Annotated in this window: 13 protein-coding genes; 4 read left to right on the plus strand and 9 right to left on the minus strand. The window is 70.0% G+C overall.

Features of this window, described 5'->3' with window-relative positions; translation table 11 throughout:
* Positions 1-18: 18 nt before the first annotated feature.
* The 4 genes from ACIBTU_RS16665 to coxB form a co-directional block, all read right to left on the minus strand.
* Complete coding sequence (locus tag ACIBTU_RS16665) at positions 19-1,272, minus strand: Ig-like domain-containing protein (protein ID WP_399126892.1); 1,254 nt, start codon at positions 1,270-1,272, stop codon at positions 19-21.
* Between the two features lie 136 nt (positions 1,273-1,408).
* A complete protein-coding gene (locus ACIBTU_RS16670) occupies positions 1,409-1,807 on the minus strand; it encodes a cytochrome c oxidase subunit 4 (protein ID WP_399126893.1) in 399 nt (132 codons plus the stop codon).
* Positions 1,804-3,540 (minus strand): cytochrome c oxidase subunit I, encoded by a 1,737-nt coding sequence (gene ctaD, locus ACIBTU_RS16675; RefSeq protein ID WP_399126894.1) that lies wholly within the window; start codon positions 3,538-3,540, stop codon positions 1,804-1,806. Before ctaD ends, ACIBTU_RS16670 begins: the two co-directional genes overlap by 4 nt.
* On the minus strand, positions 3,537-4,496 hold the full coding sequence (gene coxB / locus ACIBTU_RS16680; protein ID WP_399126895.1) for a cytochrome c oxidase subunit II: 960 nt from the start codon (positions 4,494-4,496) through the stop codon (positions 3,537-3,539). Before coxB ends, ctaD begins: the two co-directional genes overlap by 4 nt.
* 293 nt (positions 4,497-4,789) lie before the next feature.
* Between coxB and ACIBTU_RS16685 the strand changes: the two genes are divergently transcribed.
* A complete protein-coding gene (locus ACIBTU_RS16685) occupies positions 4,790-6,169 on the plus strand; it encodes a cysteine desulfurase/sulfurtransferase TusA family protein (protein ID WP_399126896.1) in 1,380 nt (459 codons plus the stop codon).
* Between the two features lie 197 nt (positions 6,170-6,366).
* Here ACIBTU_RS16685 and ACIBTU_RS16690 read toward each other — a convergent pair whose 3' ends face one another.
* A complete protein-coding gene (locus tag ACIBTU_RS16690) occupies positions 6,367-7,341 on the minus strand; it encodes a carbohydrate kinase family protein (protein WP_399126897.1) in 975 nt (324 codons plus the stop codon).
* A gap of 133 nt (positions 7,342-7,474) precedes the next feature.
* Between ACIBTU_RS16690 and ACIBTU_RS16695 the strand changes: the two genes are divergently transcribed.
* Positions 7,475-7,693, plus strand: coding sequence for a hypothetical protein (locus ACIBTU_RS16695; RefSeq protein WP_399126898.1), 219 nt, complete (start codon positions 7,475-7,477; stop codon positions 7,691-7,693).
* A gap of 130 nt (positions 7,694-7,823) precedes the next feature.
* The gene (locus ACIBTU_RS16700; RefSeq protein ID WP_399126900.1) at positions 7,824-9,341 is read left to right on the plus strand and encodes a hypothetical protein; all 1,518 of its coding nucleotides are present in this window, start codon (positions 7,824-7,826) and stop codon (positions 9,339-9,341) included.
* A 98-nt stretch (positions 9,342-9,439) separates the two neighbouring features.
* Here the strand turns inward: ACIBTU_RS16700 and ACIBTU_RS16705 are convergent, their stop codons facing one another.
* Positions 9,440-9,796, minus strand: a complete 357-nt coding sequence (locus ACIBTU_RS16705) for an iron-sulfur cluster assembly accessory protein (RefSeq protein ID WP_010987443.1) — start codon at positions 9,794-9,796, stop codon at positions 9,440-9,442.
* 247 nt (positions 9,797-10,043) lie between these two features.
* Between ACIBTU_RS16705 and nadA the strand changes: the two genes are divergently transcribed.
* The gene (gene nadA / locus ACIBTU_RS16710) at positions 10,044-11,240 is read left to right on the plus strand and encodes a quinolinate synthase NadA (RefSeq protein ID WP_399126901.1); all 1,197 of its coding nucleotides are present in this window, start codon (positions 10,044-10,046) and stop codon (positions 11,238-11,240) included.
* 187 nt (positions 11,241-11,427) lie between these two features.
* On the opposite strand, the gene ACIBTU_RS16715 is transcribed toward nadA, so the two are convergent.
* The 3 genes from ACIBTU_RS16715 to ACIBTU_RS16725 all read right to left on the minus strand — a co-directional run bounded on the left by ACIBTU_RS16715 (position 11,428) and on the right by ACIBTU_RS16725 (position 16,679).
* Complete coding sequence (locus ACIBTU_RS16715) at positions 11,428-14,562, minus strand: efflux RND transporter permease subunit (RefSeq protein ID WP_399126902.1); 3,135 nt, start codon at positions 14,560-14,562, stop codon at positions 11,428-11,430.
* A 180-nt stretch (positions 14,563-14,742) separates the two neighbouring features.
* Positions 14,743-15,432, minus strand: coding sequence for a response regulator (locus ACIBTU_RS16720; protein ID WP_399126903.1), 690 nt, complete (start codon positions 15,430-15,432; stop codon positions 14,743-14,745).
* Positions 15,429-16,679: a sensor histidine kinase gene (locus ACIBTU_RS16725; RefSeq protein WP_399126904.1), complete on the minus strand. Its 1,251-nt coding sequence runs from the start codon at positions 16,677-16,679 to the stop codon at positions 15,429-15,431. The genes ACIBTU_RS16720 and ACIBTU_RS16725 overlap by 4 nt, the downstream gene beginning before the upstream one ends.
* Between the last annotated feature and the right edge of the window lie 49 nt (positions 16,680-16,728).

The following is a 16,728-nucleotide window of genomic DNA, read 5'->3' on the forward strand; positions in this document are numbered from 1 at the left end:
CGGCTCCGCCGGGTCCGCTCAGACCTCGGGGCTCAGCCGCGCCCGCAGTACGGGGGCGGGCTTCTTCGGGTTCGTCAACGAGCTGCCCGCCTGCCACTTCTTCCAACTGACGTTCCAGTCACCGAAGCCGTTCCCGAACGGGTCCATGTCCTCGCCGTTGCTGTTGACGACCTTCACGATGTCGCCCTCGCGCACGGTGTCGAAGAACCAGGCGGCGTTGTCGGTGCTCATCCCGGTGCAGCCGTGGCTGACGTTCTCGGAGCCCTGGGAGCCCGTGGACCAGGGCGCTGCGTGCACGTACTCACCGCTCCAGGTGACCCGGGTCGCGTAGTACACCGGCAGGTCGTACGAGTCCGAGGACCCCTCGGAGATGCCGATGCTGGTGCCGCGCATCCGCACGTAGTACTCCTTGCCGAGCACGACCTTGATGCCGTTGCGCGTCTCGAAGCCGGGCTTGCCCGTGGTCACGGGGATGGAGTTGATGGCCTCGCCGTTGCGGTAGACCGTCATCTCGTGCGACGAGGCGTCCGTGACGGCCTCTATGCGGTCCCCCGTGGTGATGGTCAGCGGCTTGCTCTCGCCGCCCCACAGGGAGTCGGTCACCTTTATGCCCTTGAGGTTGCTGCGCGCCGTCACGGTGGCGTGGGCGGGCCAATACTTCTCGGGGCGGTAGTGCAGCGTCTTGTCGTCGACCCAGTACCAGGAGCCGCCCTCGGCGGCGGGCTGCGAGTCGACCTTCAGGGCCCGTTCGACGACGGTGCGGGCGTCGGGGTCCTTGACGGGCTTGTTGAGCACGGCGGTGATGGGCTGGCCGACGCCGTACTTGCCCTTCTGCGGACCGAAGGTGACCTTGAGGTCCTTCTCCTTGGTCGGCTTGCCGGTCTCGAAGGTGAGGACCTTGCGGCCGGGTGCCCCGTCCTCGTCCTCGGTGCTGACCCGGACCGTGTACGCGGCGTTCGCGGCCAGCGGGGTGGTGGTGTGCCACCTGCGGCCGTCGGCGGAGAGTTCGCCCGCCACGTAGCGGCCCATGGCGTCCGTGGCGGTCACATCGGTGATGCGGCCGTCGCCGTCCTCGGAGGTGATCTCCAGCGGCTTGTCGGGATCGGCCTTCTTCTTGCCCGAGGGGCCCTTGAAGGTGATCTGGCTCGCCGCGTCGTACGGCTGGGCGGAGAGCGGGTGGCCGGAGCTGCCGCAGGCCGTGACACCCACACCGAGGGCGGCCACCAGCACGGAGCTTCCGACTACCGAGAATATGCGCGGTGAGTGGTTCATGAACTCACCGTAGGAAGGTTCCCGCGGCGCGGCGCGCCGGGTGAGCCGCACGGGTCACGCCGCGACACGCCGAAGGGCCCGGACCTCCTTCAGGAGTGTCCGGGCCCTTCGGGTACGGGAGTTCAGAACCTCGGTGCTACTGGTTCTGGTTCTCGCCGCGGTAGTACTCGAAGACCCAGCCCCACAGGCCGAACAGGATCACGGGGGCGGAGAAGTACAGCAGCCACCAGCCGAAGATGACGCCCATGAAAGCGAGCGCGCCACCGACGGCGAGGGAGAGCGGCTGCCAGGAGTGCGGGCTGAAGAAGCCCACCTCACCGGCGTCGTCGGAGACCTCGGCCTCCTTGTTGTCCTGGGCGCCGGTGTCGACCCGCCGGGCCGTGAAGGCCAGGTAGTAGCCGACCATGATGCACAGACCGAACCCGAGGAACAGGGCGGTGGTACCGGCCGGCTCCTTCGACCATGCGCCGTACACACCGGCCATGATCAGGATGAAGAGGCTCAGCCAGATGAACATCTTGCCTTGGACCTTCACTTGCCGGCCTCCTTGCCGCCAGCGATGGCCTTACCACCGTGGCCGGAGTTCTCCAGCTGGTCGAGGGCCGCGATCTCCGGGTGGTGCAGGTCGAACGCCGGGGATTCCGAACGGATCCGCGGCAGCGTGAGGAAGTTGTGCCGCGGCGGCGGGCAGGACGTCGCCCACTCGAGCGAACGGCCGTAGCCCCACGGGTCGTCGACCTCGATCTTCTTGCCGTACTTGGCCGTCTTCCAGATGTTGTAGAAGAACGGCAGGATCGACAGACCGAGCAGGAAGGACGCGATCGTCGAGACCGTGTTCAGCGCGGTGAAGCCGTCGGCCGCGAGGTAGTCCGCGTAACGACGCGGCATGCCCTCGACACCCAGCCAGTGCTGCACCAGGAACGTGCCGTGGAAGCCGATGAAAAGCGTCCAGAAGGTGATCTTGCCGAGGCGCTCGTCCAGCATCTTGCCGGTGAACTTCGGCCACCAGAAGTGGAAGCCGGCGAACATCGCGAAGACGACCGTTCCGAAGACGACGTAGTGGAAGTGCGCCACCACGAAGTACGAGTCGGAGATGTGGAAGTCCAGCGGCGGGGCCGCCAGGATCACACCGGTCAGACCACCGAAGGTGAAGGTGATCAGGAAGCCGATCGCCCACAGCATCGGAGTCTCGAAGGACAGGGAGCCCTTCCACATCGTTCCGATCCAGTTGAAGAACTTCACGCCGGTCGGTACGGCGATGAGGAACGTCATGAAGGAGAAGAACGGGAGCAGGACGCCACCGGTGACGTACATGTGGTGCGCCCACACCGTCACGGAGAGACCCGCGATCGCGATCGTCGCGCCGATCAGACCCGAGTAACCGAACATCGGCTTGCGGGAGAAGACCGGGATGACTTCCGAGATGATGCCGAAGAACGGCAGGGCGATGATGTACACCTCTGGGTGTCCGAAGAACCAGAAGAGGTGTTGCCACAGCAACGCGCCGCCGTTGGCCGCGTCGAAGACATGGGCACCGAACTTGCGGTCCGCCTCCAGGGCGAACAGCGCGGCGGCCAGGACCGGGAAGGCCAGCAGGACGAGGACACCGGTCAGCAGCACGTTCCACACGAAGATCGGCATGCGGAACATGGTCATGCCCGGAGCACGCATGCAGATGATCGTGGTGATGAAGTTGACCGAGCCGAGGATCGTGCCGAAGCCGGAGAAGGCCAGACCCATGATCCACATGTCGGCGCCGATGCCCGGCGAGCGGACGGCGTCCGACAGCGGGCTGTAGGCGAACCAGCCGAAGTCGGCGGCACCCTGCGGGGTGAGGAAGCCGGCCACGGCGATCAGCGAGCCGAACAGGTACAGCCAGTAGGCGAACATGTTCAGTCGCGGGAACGCCACGTCGGGCGCGCCGATCTGCAGCGGCATGATCCAGTTCGCGAAGCCCGCGAACAGCGGCGTCGCGAACATCAGCAGCATGATCGTGCCGTGCATCGTGAACGCCTGGTTGAACTGCTCGTTCGACATCAGCTGGTTGCCGGGTCGAGCGAGTTCGGCGCGCATGAAGAGCGCCATCAGTCCGCCGATGCAGAAGAAGGCGAACGACGTGACCAGGTAGAGCGTGCCGATCGTCTTGTGGTCAGTGGTGGTGAGCCACTTGATCACGGTCGCGCCGGGGCTCTTGGGCCGTACCGGCAGCTCGTTCTCGTACGAGTCGTCTGCTGCCGCGGCACCCTGAGGTTCGTTGAGGATGCTCACGTTGTCTTCGTCTCCCGGTTCTTCTCGTGGTCCGTCTGGGCGATGCCCGACGGGACGTAACCGGTCTGCCCCTTCTTGGCCAGGTCCTTGAGGTGCTGCTCGTACTTCTCCGGAGAGACGACCTTCACGTTGAACAGCATCCGGGAGTGGTCGACGCCGCAGAGCTCGGCGCACTTGCCCAGGAAGGTCCCCTCCTTGTTGGGGGTCACCTCGAAGGCGTTGGTGTGGCCCGGGATGACGTCCTGCTTCATGAGGAACGGCACCACCCAGAAGGAGTGGATGACGTCACGCGAAGTGAGGACGAAGCGGACCTTCTCGCCCTTGGGGAGCCAGAGGGTGGGGCCGGGGTTGTTGGTCTGCGGGTTCCGCGTACCGGGGGTACCGACCTCGTAGACACCGCCGGCGTTCGCCGGGAAGTCGTCCTTGAAGCGCTGCGGGATCGCAGCCAGTTCCTTGGACGTCTTGCCGTCGCCTTCGACACCCGGCACGTTCTCGACGTAGTTGAAGCCCCAGCTCCACTGGTAGCCGACCACGTTGATGGTGTGCGCGGGCTTGTCGTCGAGCTTCAGAAGCTTCGACTCGTCCCGTGCCACGAAGTAGAAGAGGACGGAGACGACGATGAGGGGGACCACCGTGTACAGCGCCTCGAGAGGCATGTTGTACCGGGTCTGAGTCGGAACCTCGATCTTGGTGCGGCTGCGCCGGTGGAAGATGATGCTCCACAGGATCAGTCCCCACACCAGCACGCCCGTGGCGAGCGCTGCCGCCCACGAGCCCTGCCAGAGGGAGAGGATCCTAGGGGCCTCCTCCGTCACCGGGGTGGGCATACCAAGACGAGGAAAGTCCTTGTATGTGCAACCGGTAGCGGTAACCAGGATCAGGCCCGCAGTCAGCACCTGCGGCAGCTTCCGCCGCATCGGGCGCCGCGACGAGCGGTCGGAGCCGTTGGGACTCACGTAGCGCCTTCCCGAGAGTCTCGCCCGCGCTCTTTGGTTGGCTACGGCCGCCATCTCGCTGGTCGCTCGCCGCCCTGGCACACGGGCAGGGGTTTGGATGTTTATGCGGACCAAACCCTACTGGACGCTATTTGGGGTCGCGCGGGGAGGGTGCCTAACGCGCCGCGGGTCACTCCGAAGGGTGGGATCGGGGGGCTGGATCTGGTTTCTGACGGGGGGTTTGGGGGGTGTTTGGGCTGGTGTTCGAGGGGTCTCCCGAGGGGCGGGCGGGCGCGGCGCTCTAGTTTTGGGGCGTGGGTTATTTCGATGTTGCTTCGGGCGCTCCGCTTCATCCGGTGGCGCGGCAGGCGTTGCTGGCCTCGCTCGACGAGGGGTGGGCCGATCCGGCGCGCCTGTACCGGGAGGGGCGGCGGGCGCGGCTGCTGCTCGACGCCGCGCGGGAGGCCGCCGCGGAGGCGGTGGGCTGCCGGCCGGACGAGCTCGTTTTCACGCCGTCCGGAACCCGTTCGGTGCATGAGGGTGTGGCGGGGGCGCTCGCCGGACGCCGGCGCGCCGGGCGGCGGCTGACGGTCTCCGCGGTGGAGCACTCCGCCGTACTCCATTCGGCCGCGGCCCATCGGAGCGCGGGCGGCGTGGTCGACGAGGTGGGGGTGGACCGGACGGGGGCCGTCCGGGTCGCCGAGTACGCCGCTGCGCTGCGGGCCGACACCGCGCTGGCCGCGCTGCAGTCCGCCAATCACGAGGTGGGCACGGTTCAGCCGGTCGAGGAGGTCGCCGAGGCGTGCCGGGCGGCCGGGGTGCCGCTGTTGGTGGACGCCGCGCAGTCGCTGGCCTGGGGGCCGGTGCCGGGGCCCTGGTCGCTGCTGGCCGGGAGCGCGCACAAATGGGGCGGCCCCGCGGGGGTCGGGCTGCTGGTGGTGCGCAAGGGAGTGCGATTCGCTCCGCAGGGGCCCGCCGACGAACGGGAGTCGGGGCGGGCGGCCGGGTTCGAGAACATCCCGGCGATCGTCGCCGCGGCGGCGTCGCTGCGGGCGGTGCGGGCCGAGGCGGCCGCGGAGTCCGTGCGGCTGCGGGAGCTGACGGCGCGGATCCGGGAGCGGGTGCCCGCGCTGGTCCCGGACGTGGAGGTCGTCGGGGATCCGGAGCGGCGGCTGCCGCATCTGGTGACGTTCTCCTGTCTCTATGTCGACGGGGAGACCGTGCTGCACGAGCTGGACCGGGCCGGTTTCTCCGTCTCGTCCGGTTCGTCCTGTACGAGCAGCACGCTGACGCCCAGCCATGTGCTGCGGGCGATGGGCGTGGTGAGCGAGGGGAACGTACGGGTGTCGCTGCCGCTCGGGGTCGAGGCCGCGGAGGTCGAGCGGTTCCTGGACGTGCTGCCCGGGGTCGTGCGGGGGGTGCGGGAGAAGCTCGGGGCGCCGGTGGCCGGGCCGGCGGGGTCCGCGGAGGCGGTGACCGTGGACGCGCTGGGGATGACCTGTCCGCAGCCGGTGATCGAGCTGGCCCGGGCGATCTCTTCGGTGCGGGTGGGTGGCACGGTGACGGTGCTCGCCGATGACGAGGTCGCCGCCGTCGACATCCCGGCCTGGTGCTTCACGCAGGGCCACGAGTACGAAGGCTCTGCACCGGGCCGAGATGGCGCCACCTCTTACGTGGTACGGCGGGCCAAGTAGCCCCGAAAGGGGCGCGGGGCTGTGTCGATGTGCGGCTCCGCCGCGTGGGCGCGAGCAACCCACGAAAAGCCGCGGACGCGTCTGCCAGGTACATGAGCAGACGCGTCTGCGGCTTTCGTCGTGGCTGGTCGCGCAGTTCCCCGCGCCCCTGACGGGGCGCTTCGCACCCGGAGATTCTCGGCGCCGCCGGCGAGGGCCTAGCCGAGGTGGGCCTCGACCTCTTCCGCGGCAGCGTCACCGTAAGCCTTACGGAAGCGCTCCATAAAAGCCGCGCGGCGCAGCTCGTACTCCTGGGTGCCCAGGGTCTCGATGACCAGGGTGGCGAGCATGCAGCCGATCTGCGCGGCGCGCTCCATCGAGACGCCCCAGGCGAGACCGGAGAGGAACCCGGCGCGGAAGGCGTCGCCGACACCGGTGGGGTCGACCTTCGCCTTCTCCTCGGGGACGCCGACCTCGATCGGGTCCTCCCCGACCCGCTCGATGCGGACCCCGCGCGAGCCGAGCGTGGTGACGCGGTGGCCGACCTTGGCGAGGATCTCCGCGTCGCTCCAGCCGGTCTTCGACTCGATGAGGCCCTTCTCGTACTCGTTGGAGAAGAGGTACGTGGCGCCGTCGAGGAGCGTGCGGATCTCGTCGCCGTCCATGCGCGCGATCTGCTGCGAGAAGTCCGCGGCGAACGGGATGTCGCGGCTGCGGCACTCCTCGGTGTGGCGGAGCATGCCCTCCGGGTCGTCGGCGCCGATGAGGACCAGGTCGAGGCCGCCCACGCGGTCGGCGACGGTCTTCAGCTCGATGAGGCGGGCCTCGCTCATGGCGCCGGTGTAGAAGGAGCCGATCTGGTTGTGGTCGGCGTCCGTCGTGCACACGAAGCGGGCGGTGTGCAGGGTCTCGGAGATACGGACGGAAGCGGTGTCCACGCCGTGCCGGTCGAGCCAGGCGCGGTACTCGTCGAAGTCGGAGCCGGCGGCGCCGACCAGGACCGGGCCGGTGCCGAGCTGGCCCATGCCGAACGCGATGTTGGCGCCGACGCCGCCCCGGCGCACGTCGAGGTTGTCGACGAGGAAGGAGAGGGAGACCGTGTGCAGCTGGTCGGCGACGAGCTGGTCGGCGAAGCGGCCGGGGAAGGTCATCAGGTGGTCGGTGGCGATGGAGCCGGTGACTGCGATTCGCACGGCGAGGTCACGCTTCCTGAGGAGGGAGGGGGTTGACGCTTCACGCTACCCGGTCGGGGACCGGGCCTGAAGTGCGGAAACTACCCGATAGTAGGCCTTTTTTCGTGTGACCTGTCGTGCATACGGTGCGGTCATGACGTACGACGTGTCGCATCTGACGCAGGACGGGCTGGCGGCGCTGCGCGTCGACTGCGCCCGCATGGTTCCGCACTGGGTGACGCCCCTGGCGCCGTGGGAGACGGAGCGGAAGGCTCCGGTCGTGGCGGGGCCGGTGTCGGCGCGGATCACCGGGGTGGTGGTGCCCGCCTCGTCCGCCCGGCTGATCGACTCCATGGCCGGTTTCGGCGACTGACGGAGCGCGCGCCGAGCGCGCGAGGGAACCGCGCGCTCCCCTGCCGCGTCACATCGCTGTCCCCATCGGCCTCCCCTGTCGAGGGGACGCGGGACACGACGCATGACGTGGCAGTCGAAGGAGCGATGCGGTGAGCACCGAAGAACAGACGCAGGACCGGCCGCGACGGCGCACGACGCTGGCGGTCGCCTCGGTCGCGGCGGCTGTCCTCCTCGCGGGTGGCGGCGGCGCGTACCTCGCGACGAGCGCGTCCGGCGACAAGGACGGCGCCGCCTCGCCGGCCGGCCCCGCCGGTGACGGCACTCCCCCGCCGCTCGCCCTGGACGGTTACGCGGCGGGCGGCGACCCGGGCACGTCGAACGGGATCGCGCCGGGTGAGCCGGACCCGAACGGGACGACGTACCGGGCGACGGTGCCGCTGCCGAAGGGGCCCGCCGAGGCGCCGGTGTACCGGGCCGCGGGCGAGGTGAGCGCCGCCGAGGTGAGCGCGCTCGGCAGGGCGCTCGACATCGACGGCACGCCGAAGCTGACGGACGGCGCCTGGCGGCTCGGCCCGGCGAAGGACGGCTCCGGCCCGTCGCTGCAGGTGAACCGGGCGGCGCCCGGCACATGGACGTACGCGCTGCACGCGCCGTCGGCGGGCGACAAGTGCGCGGGCGTGGCGAAGTGCCCCGATCCGGTGGGCTCCGGCAGCGAGAAGGACGCGGTGAGCGAGGCCGCCGCGAAGAAGGCCGCGGCGCCGGTCCTCAAGGCGCTGGGCCAGGACGACGCGAAGCTGGACGCGGGCCAGTTGATGGGCGCGACGCGCGTGGTGAACGCGGACCCGGTGGTGGGCGGCCTGCCGACGTACGGCTGGTCGACGGGGATCCAGGTCGGCGCGGACGGTCAAGTGATCGGCGGCAGCGGCCAGTTGAAGGCTCCGGTCAAGGGCGACACGTATCCGGCGGTGAGCGCCGATCGGACGCTGAAGCGGATGAACGGTTCGGTGTCCGGTGACCGGGTCGCCGTCGGAGGGTGCGCGAGCGCCGTGCCGCTTGAGCGCGGGGGTGCGGATCAGCAGGGCACCGGATGCACGCCGTCCTCGCCGCGGCCGCCCGCGTCCACGACGACCGCGGTCACGAAGGCCACGTTCGGCCTGGCCGCGCAGCACTCGGGCGGGCGGCAGATCCTCGTACCGTCCTGGCTGTTCCAGGTGAAGCCGACCGGGGCCACGACGCCCACGACGGTGACGCATCCGGCGATCGCTCCGGAGTTCCTGGTGGCGCCGTCGAGCGCGGCGGCGACGCCGCCGCAGGAGGCGCCGAGTCCGCGGCCGAGCGCGTCGCCGGGCGAGTCGGGGACGGACACGCAGGACGTGCGGGTGTCGGGGTACGAGGCGGACGGCAAGAAGCTGACGCTGCACTTCACGGGCGGGGTGTGCGCGACGTACCGGGCCGCCGTCGACGAGTCGAAGGACCGGGTGTCGGTGAAGGTGACCGCGACCCAGAAGAAGGGCACCGTCTGCATCATGATGGCGAAGTTCTACACGCTGGACGTGACGCTCGACGGTCCGCTGGACGGGCGGAAGGTCGTCGGCTCGGACGGGCACGAGGTGCGGGTCGCGCAGCAGAACGGTCCGGGCGGGGTGAAGCCGGCGCCGCGCGGCTGACGCGCTCGGGCGCGGAGTACGCCGATGGCCCGGTCCCCTGTCGCAGGGGGCCGGGCCATCACGCGTGGTCGCGGGGCGAGCCGCACTCGCCGAGCGGTCTAGCTGAACGAGTCGCCGCAGGCGCAGGAGCCCGTGGCGTTCGGGTTGTCGATCGTGAAGCCCTGCTTCTCGATGGTGTCGACGAAGTCGATGGAGGCGCCGCCCAGGTACGGGGCGGACATGCGGTCGGTCACGACCTTGACGCCATCGAAGTCCTTGACGACGTCACCGTCGAGCGAGCGCTCGTCGAAGAACAGCTGGTAGCGCAGACCGGAGCAGCCACCCGGCTGAACGGCGACGCGCAGCGCCAGGTCCTCGCGGCCTTCCTGGTCGAGCAGAGCCTTGACCTTGGCCGCGGCGGCGTCGCTCAGGATGATGCCGTCGCTGACGGTGGTGGTCTCGTCCGATACGGACATCTACATCTCTCCCGGGTTGTACGGAGACTGCTTGCCGACCATTGCAACCGGCAAGGGCCCGGATCCATTCCGGGTGTCGCTCTTCTTCTTTCATGCTCGCACACGGCTCGCGGCCGGGGCACGGGACGGCCGAGGCGGATTGCGTCACATCGACATGATGAGTGTCGTCAAACTGACGTGAACCACGTATGATAGATAGCGTCATTTCGACGAAAAGTCGTTCTGTAGATGAGAAAGGGTGCGTGACGTGACCACGGCCCAGACCCCCCAGGCCCCTGTCGACCTGGACGTTTCCCCCACTCCCCTGGCTCTGCTGCTGCTCGGCCGCGAGGCCGACCCCAAGAGCGAGCGCGGTGTGGAGTGTCCTGGCGACCTTCCCTCGCCCTCCGACCCGGACCTGGTGGAGCGGGCCCGCGCGGCCAAGGAGAAGCTCGGCGACAAGGTGTTCGTGCTCGGGCACCACTACCAGCGCGACGAGGTCATCCAGTTCGCCGACGTCACCGGCGACTCCTTCAAGCTGGCGCGGGACGCCGCGGCGCGGCCCGAGGCCGAGTACATCGTCTTCTGCGGTGTGCACTTCATGGCCGAGTCGGCGGACATCCTCACCGGTGACGACCAGAAGGTCGTGCTGCCCGACCTCGCCGCCGGCTGCTCGATGGCCGACATGGCCACCGCCGAGCAGGTCGCCGAGTGCTGGGACGTGCTGACCGAGGCCGGCATCGCCGAGCAGGTCGTGCCCGTCTCCTACATGAACTCCTCGGCGGACATCAAGGCGTTCACCGGCAAGCACGGCGGCACGATCTGTACGTCGTCCAACGCCGAGCGCGCACTGAACTGGGCGTTCGAGCAGGGCGAGAAAGTCCTGTTCCTCCCGGACCAGCACCTGGGGCGCAACACCGCGGTGCGGGATCTCGGCATGTCGCTCGAGGACTGCGTCCTCTACAACCCGCACAAGCCGAACGGCGGGCTGACCGTCGAGGAGCTGCGCGCCGCCAAGATGATCCTGTGGCGCGGGCACTGCTCGGTGCACGGGCGCTTCTCGCTGGACTCGGTGAACGACGTGCGCGAGCGCATACCGGGCGTGAACGTCCTGGTGCACCCCGAGTGCAAGCACGAGGTCGTGGCCGCGGCGGACTACGTCGGGTCCACGGAGTACATCATCAAGGCGCTCGAGGCCGCCCCGGCCGGGTCCAAGTGGGCCATCGGCACGGAGCTGAACCTGGTCCGGCGCCTCGCCAACCGGTTCGCCCCCGAGGGCAAGGAGATCGTCTTCCTCGACAAGACGGTCTGCTTCTGCTCGACCATGAACCGGATCGACCTGCCGCACCTGGTGTGGACCCTGGAGTCCCTGGCGGACGGCCAGCTGGTCAACCGCATCGAGGTCGACCGCGAGACGGAACAGTTCGCGAAGCTGGCGCTCGAGCGGATGCTGGCGCTGCCGTAGCGGTAGCCGAGATGAAAGGGCTGAGCCGCTATGCGGCTCAGCCCTTTCATCTATGAAATGCGGCGCGAAGCGCCAGGCATTTCAGGGGCGCGGGGCTGTGTCGATATGCGGCTCCGCCGCGTGGGCGCGGCCCGCCCCCACCGGGGCGAGCGCCGGATGATGCGCTCGCCCCAGCGGCGGGAAGGCGTCAGGCCTTCGCCGGCTCCGGGTCGGACTCCGACTCCGGGGACGACTGCTCAGGCACCGGCGCCCCGCGCTTAGCGGCCCGCTTCGCCGCCCGGCGCTCCTTGCGGAGCTCCAGCATCGCGTAGAGCGTCGGGACGAGGAGCAGGGTCAGCAGGGTCGACGTGATCAGGCCGCCGATCACGACCACCGCCAGCGGCTGCGCGATGAAGCCGCCCTCGCCGGTGACGCCGAGCGCCATCGGGAGCAGGGCGAAGATCGTCGCCAGGGCCGTCATCAGGATCGGGCGGAGCCGGTGCCGGCCGCCCTCGACGACCGCCTCGACGACGCCCAGGCCCTGCGCCCGGTACTGGTTGATCAGGTCGATCAGCACGATCGCGTTCGTGACGACGATGCCGATGAGCATCAGCATGCCGATCATCGCCGGAACACCCATCGGGGTGCCGGTGGCGACGAGCAGGCCGATCGCGCCCGTCGCCGCGAACGGGATGGAGACCAGCAGGATCAGCGGCTGGGCCAGCGAGCGGAACGTCGCGACGAGGAGCATGAAGACGATCGCGATCGCCGCGAGCATCGCCAGGCCCAGGTTCTTGAACGCGTCGTCCTGGTCGGAGGTGACACCGCCGATGGTGGCGGTGGCCCCGGCCGGCAGGTCCAGCTTCGCGAGCTCGGACTGGAGGTCTGCGGAGACCGCCCCCGTGTTGTCCCCGGTCGGCTTGGCCGTGATCGTGGCGGCGCGGGCGCCGTCGATGCGGGTCATCGAGACCGGACCGTCGACGAGCTTCACCGTGGCGATGTCGCCGAGGGTGACACCGCGCGGGCCCATCGGCAGCTTCTTCAGCTCGGCCATGGTCGTGGCCGGCTTCGCCGACTTCACGACGACGTCGCGCTCGGTGTCGTCGAGGATCGCCTTGCCGCTGGTGGTGCCGCGCACCGCCTGGGCGACGGCCGCGCCGAGCGTCGTGTCGTCGAACCCGGCCGCGGCCGCCTTGGAGTTGGCCTTGACCGCGATGCGCGGGACCGACTGCGACAGGTCGCTGGTCACGTCCGTGACGTCGTCGAGCGAGGCGACGGACTTGCGGACCTGCTCGGACGCCTTGTCGAGGACCTCTCCGTCGGCGGCCTTCACGACCACGCTCAGGTCCTGGCTGCCGAAGCCGTCACCGGCCGCGATGGTCGTCGTACCGATGCCGGACAGCTTGCCGAGCTCGCGCTCGATGCGGTCCTGCGTGTCCTCGAACGAGGCCTTGTCCTTCAGGGTGACCTGGTACGAGGCCTGGTTGGTGTCCGTGCCGCCGCCGAAGGCCGCCATGAAACCGGAGGAGCCGACGGTGACCTGGTAGTCCTTGATCGCGTCGATGCCCTGGAGCGCCTTCTCGACCTTCCGCGCGGAGGCGTCGGTCGCGGCGAGGCTGGTGCCGGGCTTCAACTCCTGCTTGATGGACAGGACTTCCTGCTCGCCCTGGTCGAAGAAGTTCGTCTTCAGGAGCGGGGCCATGCCGAAGGTGCCGACGAGGACGACGATCGCGAGGGCCACGCTGGTGAGGCGGCGACGGGTCGCGAAGCGCAGCACCGGCACGTAGATCCGCTGGAGCCAGGAGCGGGACTCCTTCTCCTCGGCCTTGCGGCGGGCCTCCTCCGGGTCGACGCCCTGGATCGCCTTCGGGGCGCGCAGGAACCAGTAGGAGAGGACCGGAACGACGGTCAGGGAGACGAGGAGGGAGGCGAGCAGCGCCGCCGTCACCGTCAGGGAGAACGAGCCGAACAGCTCGCCGACCATGCCGCCGACCAGACCGATGGGCAGGAACACGGCGACCGTGGTGAGCGTCGACGAGGTGACCGCGCCGGCGACCTCGCGGACCGCGGTGAGGATGGCCTCCTTGCGCTCCTCGCCGTAGCCGAGGTGCCGCTTGATGTTCTCCAGGACGACGATCGAGTCGTCGACGACGCGGCCGATCGCGATGGTCAGCGCGCCGAGCGTGAGCATGTTCAGGGAGAGGTCGCGGGTCCACAGGACGATCAGCGCGAGGACCACCGACAGCGGGATGGAGACCGCGGTGACGAGGGTGGAGCGCAGCGACGCGAGGAAGACCAGGATGACGATGACGGCGAAGAGCAGGCCGAGCGCGCCCTCGGTGGTCAGCCCGGAGATGGACTTCGAGACGGCCGGGCCCTGGTCGCTGACGACGGTGAGCTTCGCGCCGGAGCCGAGGTCCTGGCGCAGGTCGTGCAGCTTGTCGTGGACCGCGTCGGAGATGGCGACGGCGGAGCCGTCCTGGTCCATGGTGACCATGACGGCGAGGCTGGGCCGGCCGTCGGTGCGGGTGAGCGAGTCGGCCGTGGACGGCTGCTGCTTCACCGTGGCGATGTCCCCGAGGCGTACGGGCTTCTTGATGCCCTGGCCGGTGATCATCAGGTCCTCGATCTGGCGCAGCGAGGTGAAGCCGCCGCCGACCTGGACCGTACGGTTCTTGCCGCTCTCGTCGAAGGAGCCCGCGGGGAGCGTGGCGCCGCCGGCCCGGAGCGACTGGCCGAGCGCCATGACGGAGACACCGGCCGAGGCCATCTTCCGGTCGTCCGGGGTGACGTTCACCTGGAGGTCGCGGACGCCGTCGACGGTGACCTGGGAGACGCCGTCGATGTCCTTGAGGGACGGTACGACGGTCTTGTCGAGCTGGTCGGCGAGCGCCTGCTGGTCCTTGTCGGAGGTGACGGCGAGGACGACGGTCGGGATGTCGTCCGTGGAGCCGGCGACGACCTGCGGGTCGACCTCGTCGGGCAGTTGGGCGCGGGCCCGGTTCACGGCCTGCTGGATGTCGGCGACGATCTGCTTCGAGCCGTTGCCGAAGTCGAACTGGGCCATCAGGACCGCATTGCCCTCGGAGGCCGTCGCGGTGATGCCGGTGACGCCGTCGACGGCGTCGATGGAGTTCTCCAGCGGCTCGACGACCTGCTTCTCGACCACGTCCGGGGACGCGCCCTGGTAGGGGGCCAGGACGGAGACCATCGGCAGTTCGATGGAGGGCAGCAGCTGCTGCTTGAGCTGAGGGATCGCGATCGCGCCGAAGACGATCGCGATGATCGACATCAGGCCGATCAGGGCGCGTTGGGCGAGGCTGAATCTCGACAGCCAGGACATGGGTGGGGTCTCCGGGGGCGTGGGACGACGAGCGGACTGCGGCCCGCCCACACGGTCGCGCACAGGGTCGCGCACAGGGGGCCGCTCATACTTTCAGCCATCCCCAGGGTCCGATTCGTCGCTCCCAGGTCCCGTCTTCACGCCGCGCATACTGCGGCCGTAGTACGTGTCGGGCCCTCCTCACTCCACCCTTGGACGGACCAGGCCCGATTCGTACGCGATGACGACGAGTTGGGCGCGGTCGCGGGCGCCCAGCTTGGCCATCGCCCGGTTCACATGGGTCTTGACGGTGAGCGGGCTGACCTCGAGGCGTTCGGCGATCTCGTCGTTGGAGTGGCCGCCCGCGACGAGGACGAGGACCTCGCGCTCGCGTCCGGTGAGCGCGGCGAGCCGCTCGGCGTGCGCGCCGGCGCCCCGGCCGTCCTCGTCGAAGCCGTCGCCCTGCGCGAGAAACTTGGCGATGAGGCCCTTGGTCGCGGCCGGTGAGAGCAGCGCGTCGCCCGCCGCCGCGACGCGCACCGCGCCGAGCAGTTCCTCGGGTTCGGCGCCCTTGCCGAGGAAGCCGGAGGCACCCGCGCGCAGCGACTGCACGACGTACTCGTCGACCTCGAAGGTGGTCAGCATGACGACGCGGACCCGGGCGAGCGCGGGGTCGGCGCTGATGGCGCGGGTGGCGGCGAGGCCGTCGGTGCCGGGCATCCGGATGTCCATGAGAACGACGTCGGGGAGGTGTTCCCGGGCGAGGGCGAGGGCCTCGGCGCCGTCGGAGGCCTCGCCGATCACCTCCATGTCGGCCTCGGAGTCGACGAGGACGCGGAAGGCGCTGCGCAGCAGTGCCTGGTCGTCGGCGAGCAGTACCCGGATCGTCATGCGCCGGTGTCCCCTGACGTGGTGGTGGGTGAAACGGCCCCGGAGGTGCTGGGCTTGACGGGAAGGATCGCATGGACGCGGAAGCCGCCGCCGTAGCGCGGTCCGGCGCTGAGGGTGCCGCCGAGCGCGGAGACCCGCTCGCGCATGCCGAGCAGTCCGTGACCGCCGCCGCCCTCCTCGGGGGCGGGCCGTCCGGGGGTCGCCTCGGGCCCGTTGTCGAGGACGGTGATCTCGACGTTCGGGCCGACGTGCACGACGCTGACCTCGGCCTTCGCGTCGGGGCCCGCGTGCTTGTGGACGTTGGTGAGGGCCTCCTGGACGACGCGGAACGCGGCGAGGCCGACGGCGGCGGGCAGGACGGGGGCATCTTCGGCTCGGGCCACCTCGACGGGCAGGCCCGCGTTGCGGAACGTGCCGACGAGGTCGTCGAGGCGGTCGAGTCCCGGGGCCGGTTCGGTGGGGGCCTCGGGGTCGCCGGACTGGCGCAGCAGGCCGACGGTGGCGCGCAGTTCGTCGAGGGCGGAGCGGCTGGCGGTGCGGACGTGCGCGAGGGCTTCCTTCGCCTGGTCGGGCCGCTTGTCCATGACGTGGGCGGCGACGCCGGCCTGCACGTTGACGAGCGCGATGTGGTGGGCGACGACGTCGTGGAGGTCGCGGGCGATGCGCAGCCGTTCCTCGGCGACGCGGCGCCTGGCCTCCTCCTCGCGGGTGCGTTCGGCCCGTTCGGCGCGTTCGCGGATGGCGTCGACGAAGGCGCGCCGGGAGCGGACGGCGTCGCCGGCCGCGGCGGCCATGCCGGTCCAGGCGAAGATCCCGAGGTTCTCCTGTGCGTACCAGGGCAGTGGGCCGACGAACATGGCGATGCCGGTGAGCAGGGCCATGGTGGCGAAGCCGACCCGCCAGGTGGTGGGCCGGTCGGTGGTCGCGGCGACGGTGTAGAGGGCGACGACGGCCGACATGACGACGGGGGCGCGCGGCTCGCCGGTGACGAGTTCGACGACGGAGACGGTGGCGGTCGCCGCGAGGACGTACATGGGGGCGACGCGGCGGAAGACCAGGGCGGCGGCGCCCAGCACCATGAGCGCGAGGCTGAGGGTGTCCGGGGTGCGGGCGCCCCAGGCGTAGGTGCCCTGCGGCCCGTGGGGGTCGACGAAGGAGCCCGCCACCATCGCGAACAGGACGCCGAGGGCGACGATCGCGTCCAGGGCCAGGGGATGGGTCCTGGCCCACCGTACGAGCGAGGTCACCGGCGTCACGGTAGCCTCCCCTCCCCGCTCGTCGGCCGGGTGGGGAGGG

The organism is Streptomyces sp. NPDC050145 (genome assembly GCF_044460245.1).
GTDB lineage: Bacteria > Actinomycetota > Actinomycetes > Streptomycetales > Streptomycetaceae > Streptomyces.

Bases quoted from the DNA above. Each gene is read 5' to 3' on its own strand.
- ACIBTU_RS16665 (WP_399126892.1), bottom strand. From the start codon at position 1,272: ATGAACCACTCACCGCGCATATTCTCGGTAGTCGGAAGCTCCGTGCTG.
- ACIBTU_RS16695 (WP_399126898.1), top strand. From the start codon at position 7,475: ATGACGTACGACGTGTCGCATCTGACGCAGGACGGGCTGGCGGCGCTG.
- ACIBTU_RS16705 (WP_010987443.1), bottom strand. From the start codon at position 9,796: ATGTCCGTATCGGACGAGACCACCACCGTCAGCGACGGCATCATCCTG.
- ACIBTU_RS16715 (WP_399126902.1), bottom strand. From the start codon at position 14,562: ATGTCCTGGCTGTCGAGATTCAGCCTCGCCCAACGCGCCCTGATCGGC.
- ACIBTU_RS16720 (WP_399126903.1), bottom strand. From the start codon at position 15,432: ATGACGATCCGGGTACTGCTCGCCGACGACCAGGCACTGCTGCGCAGC.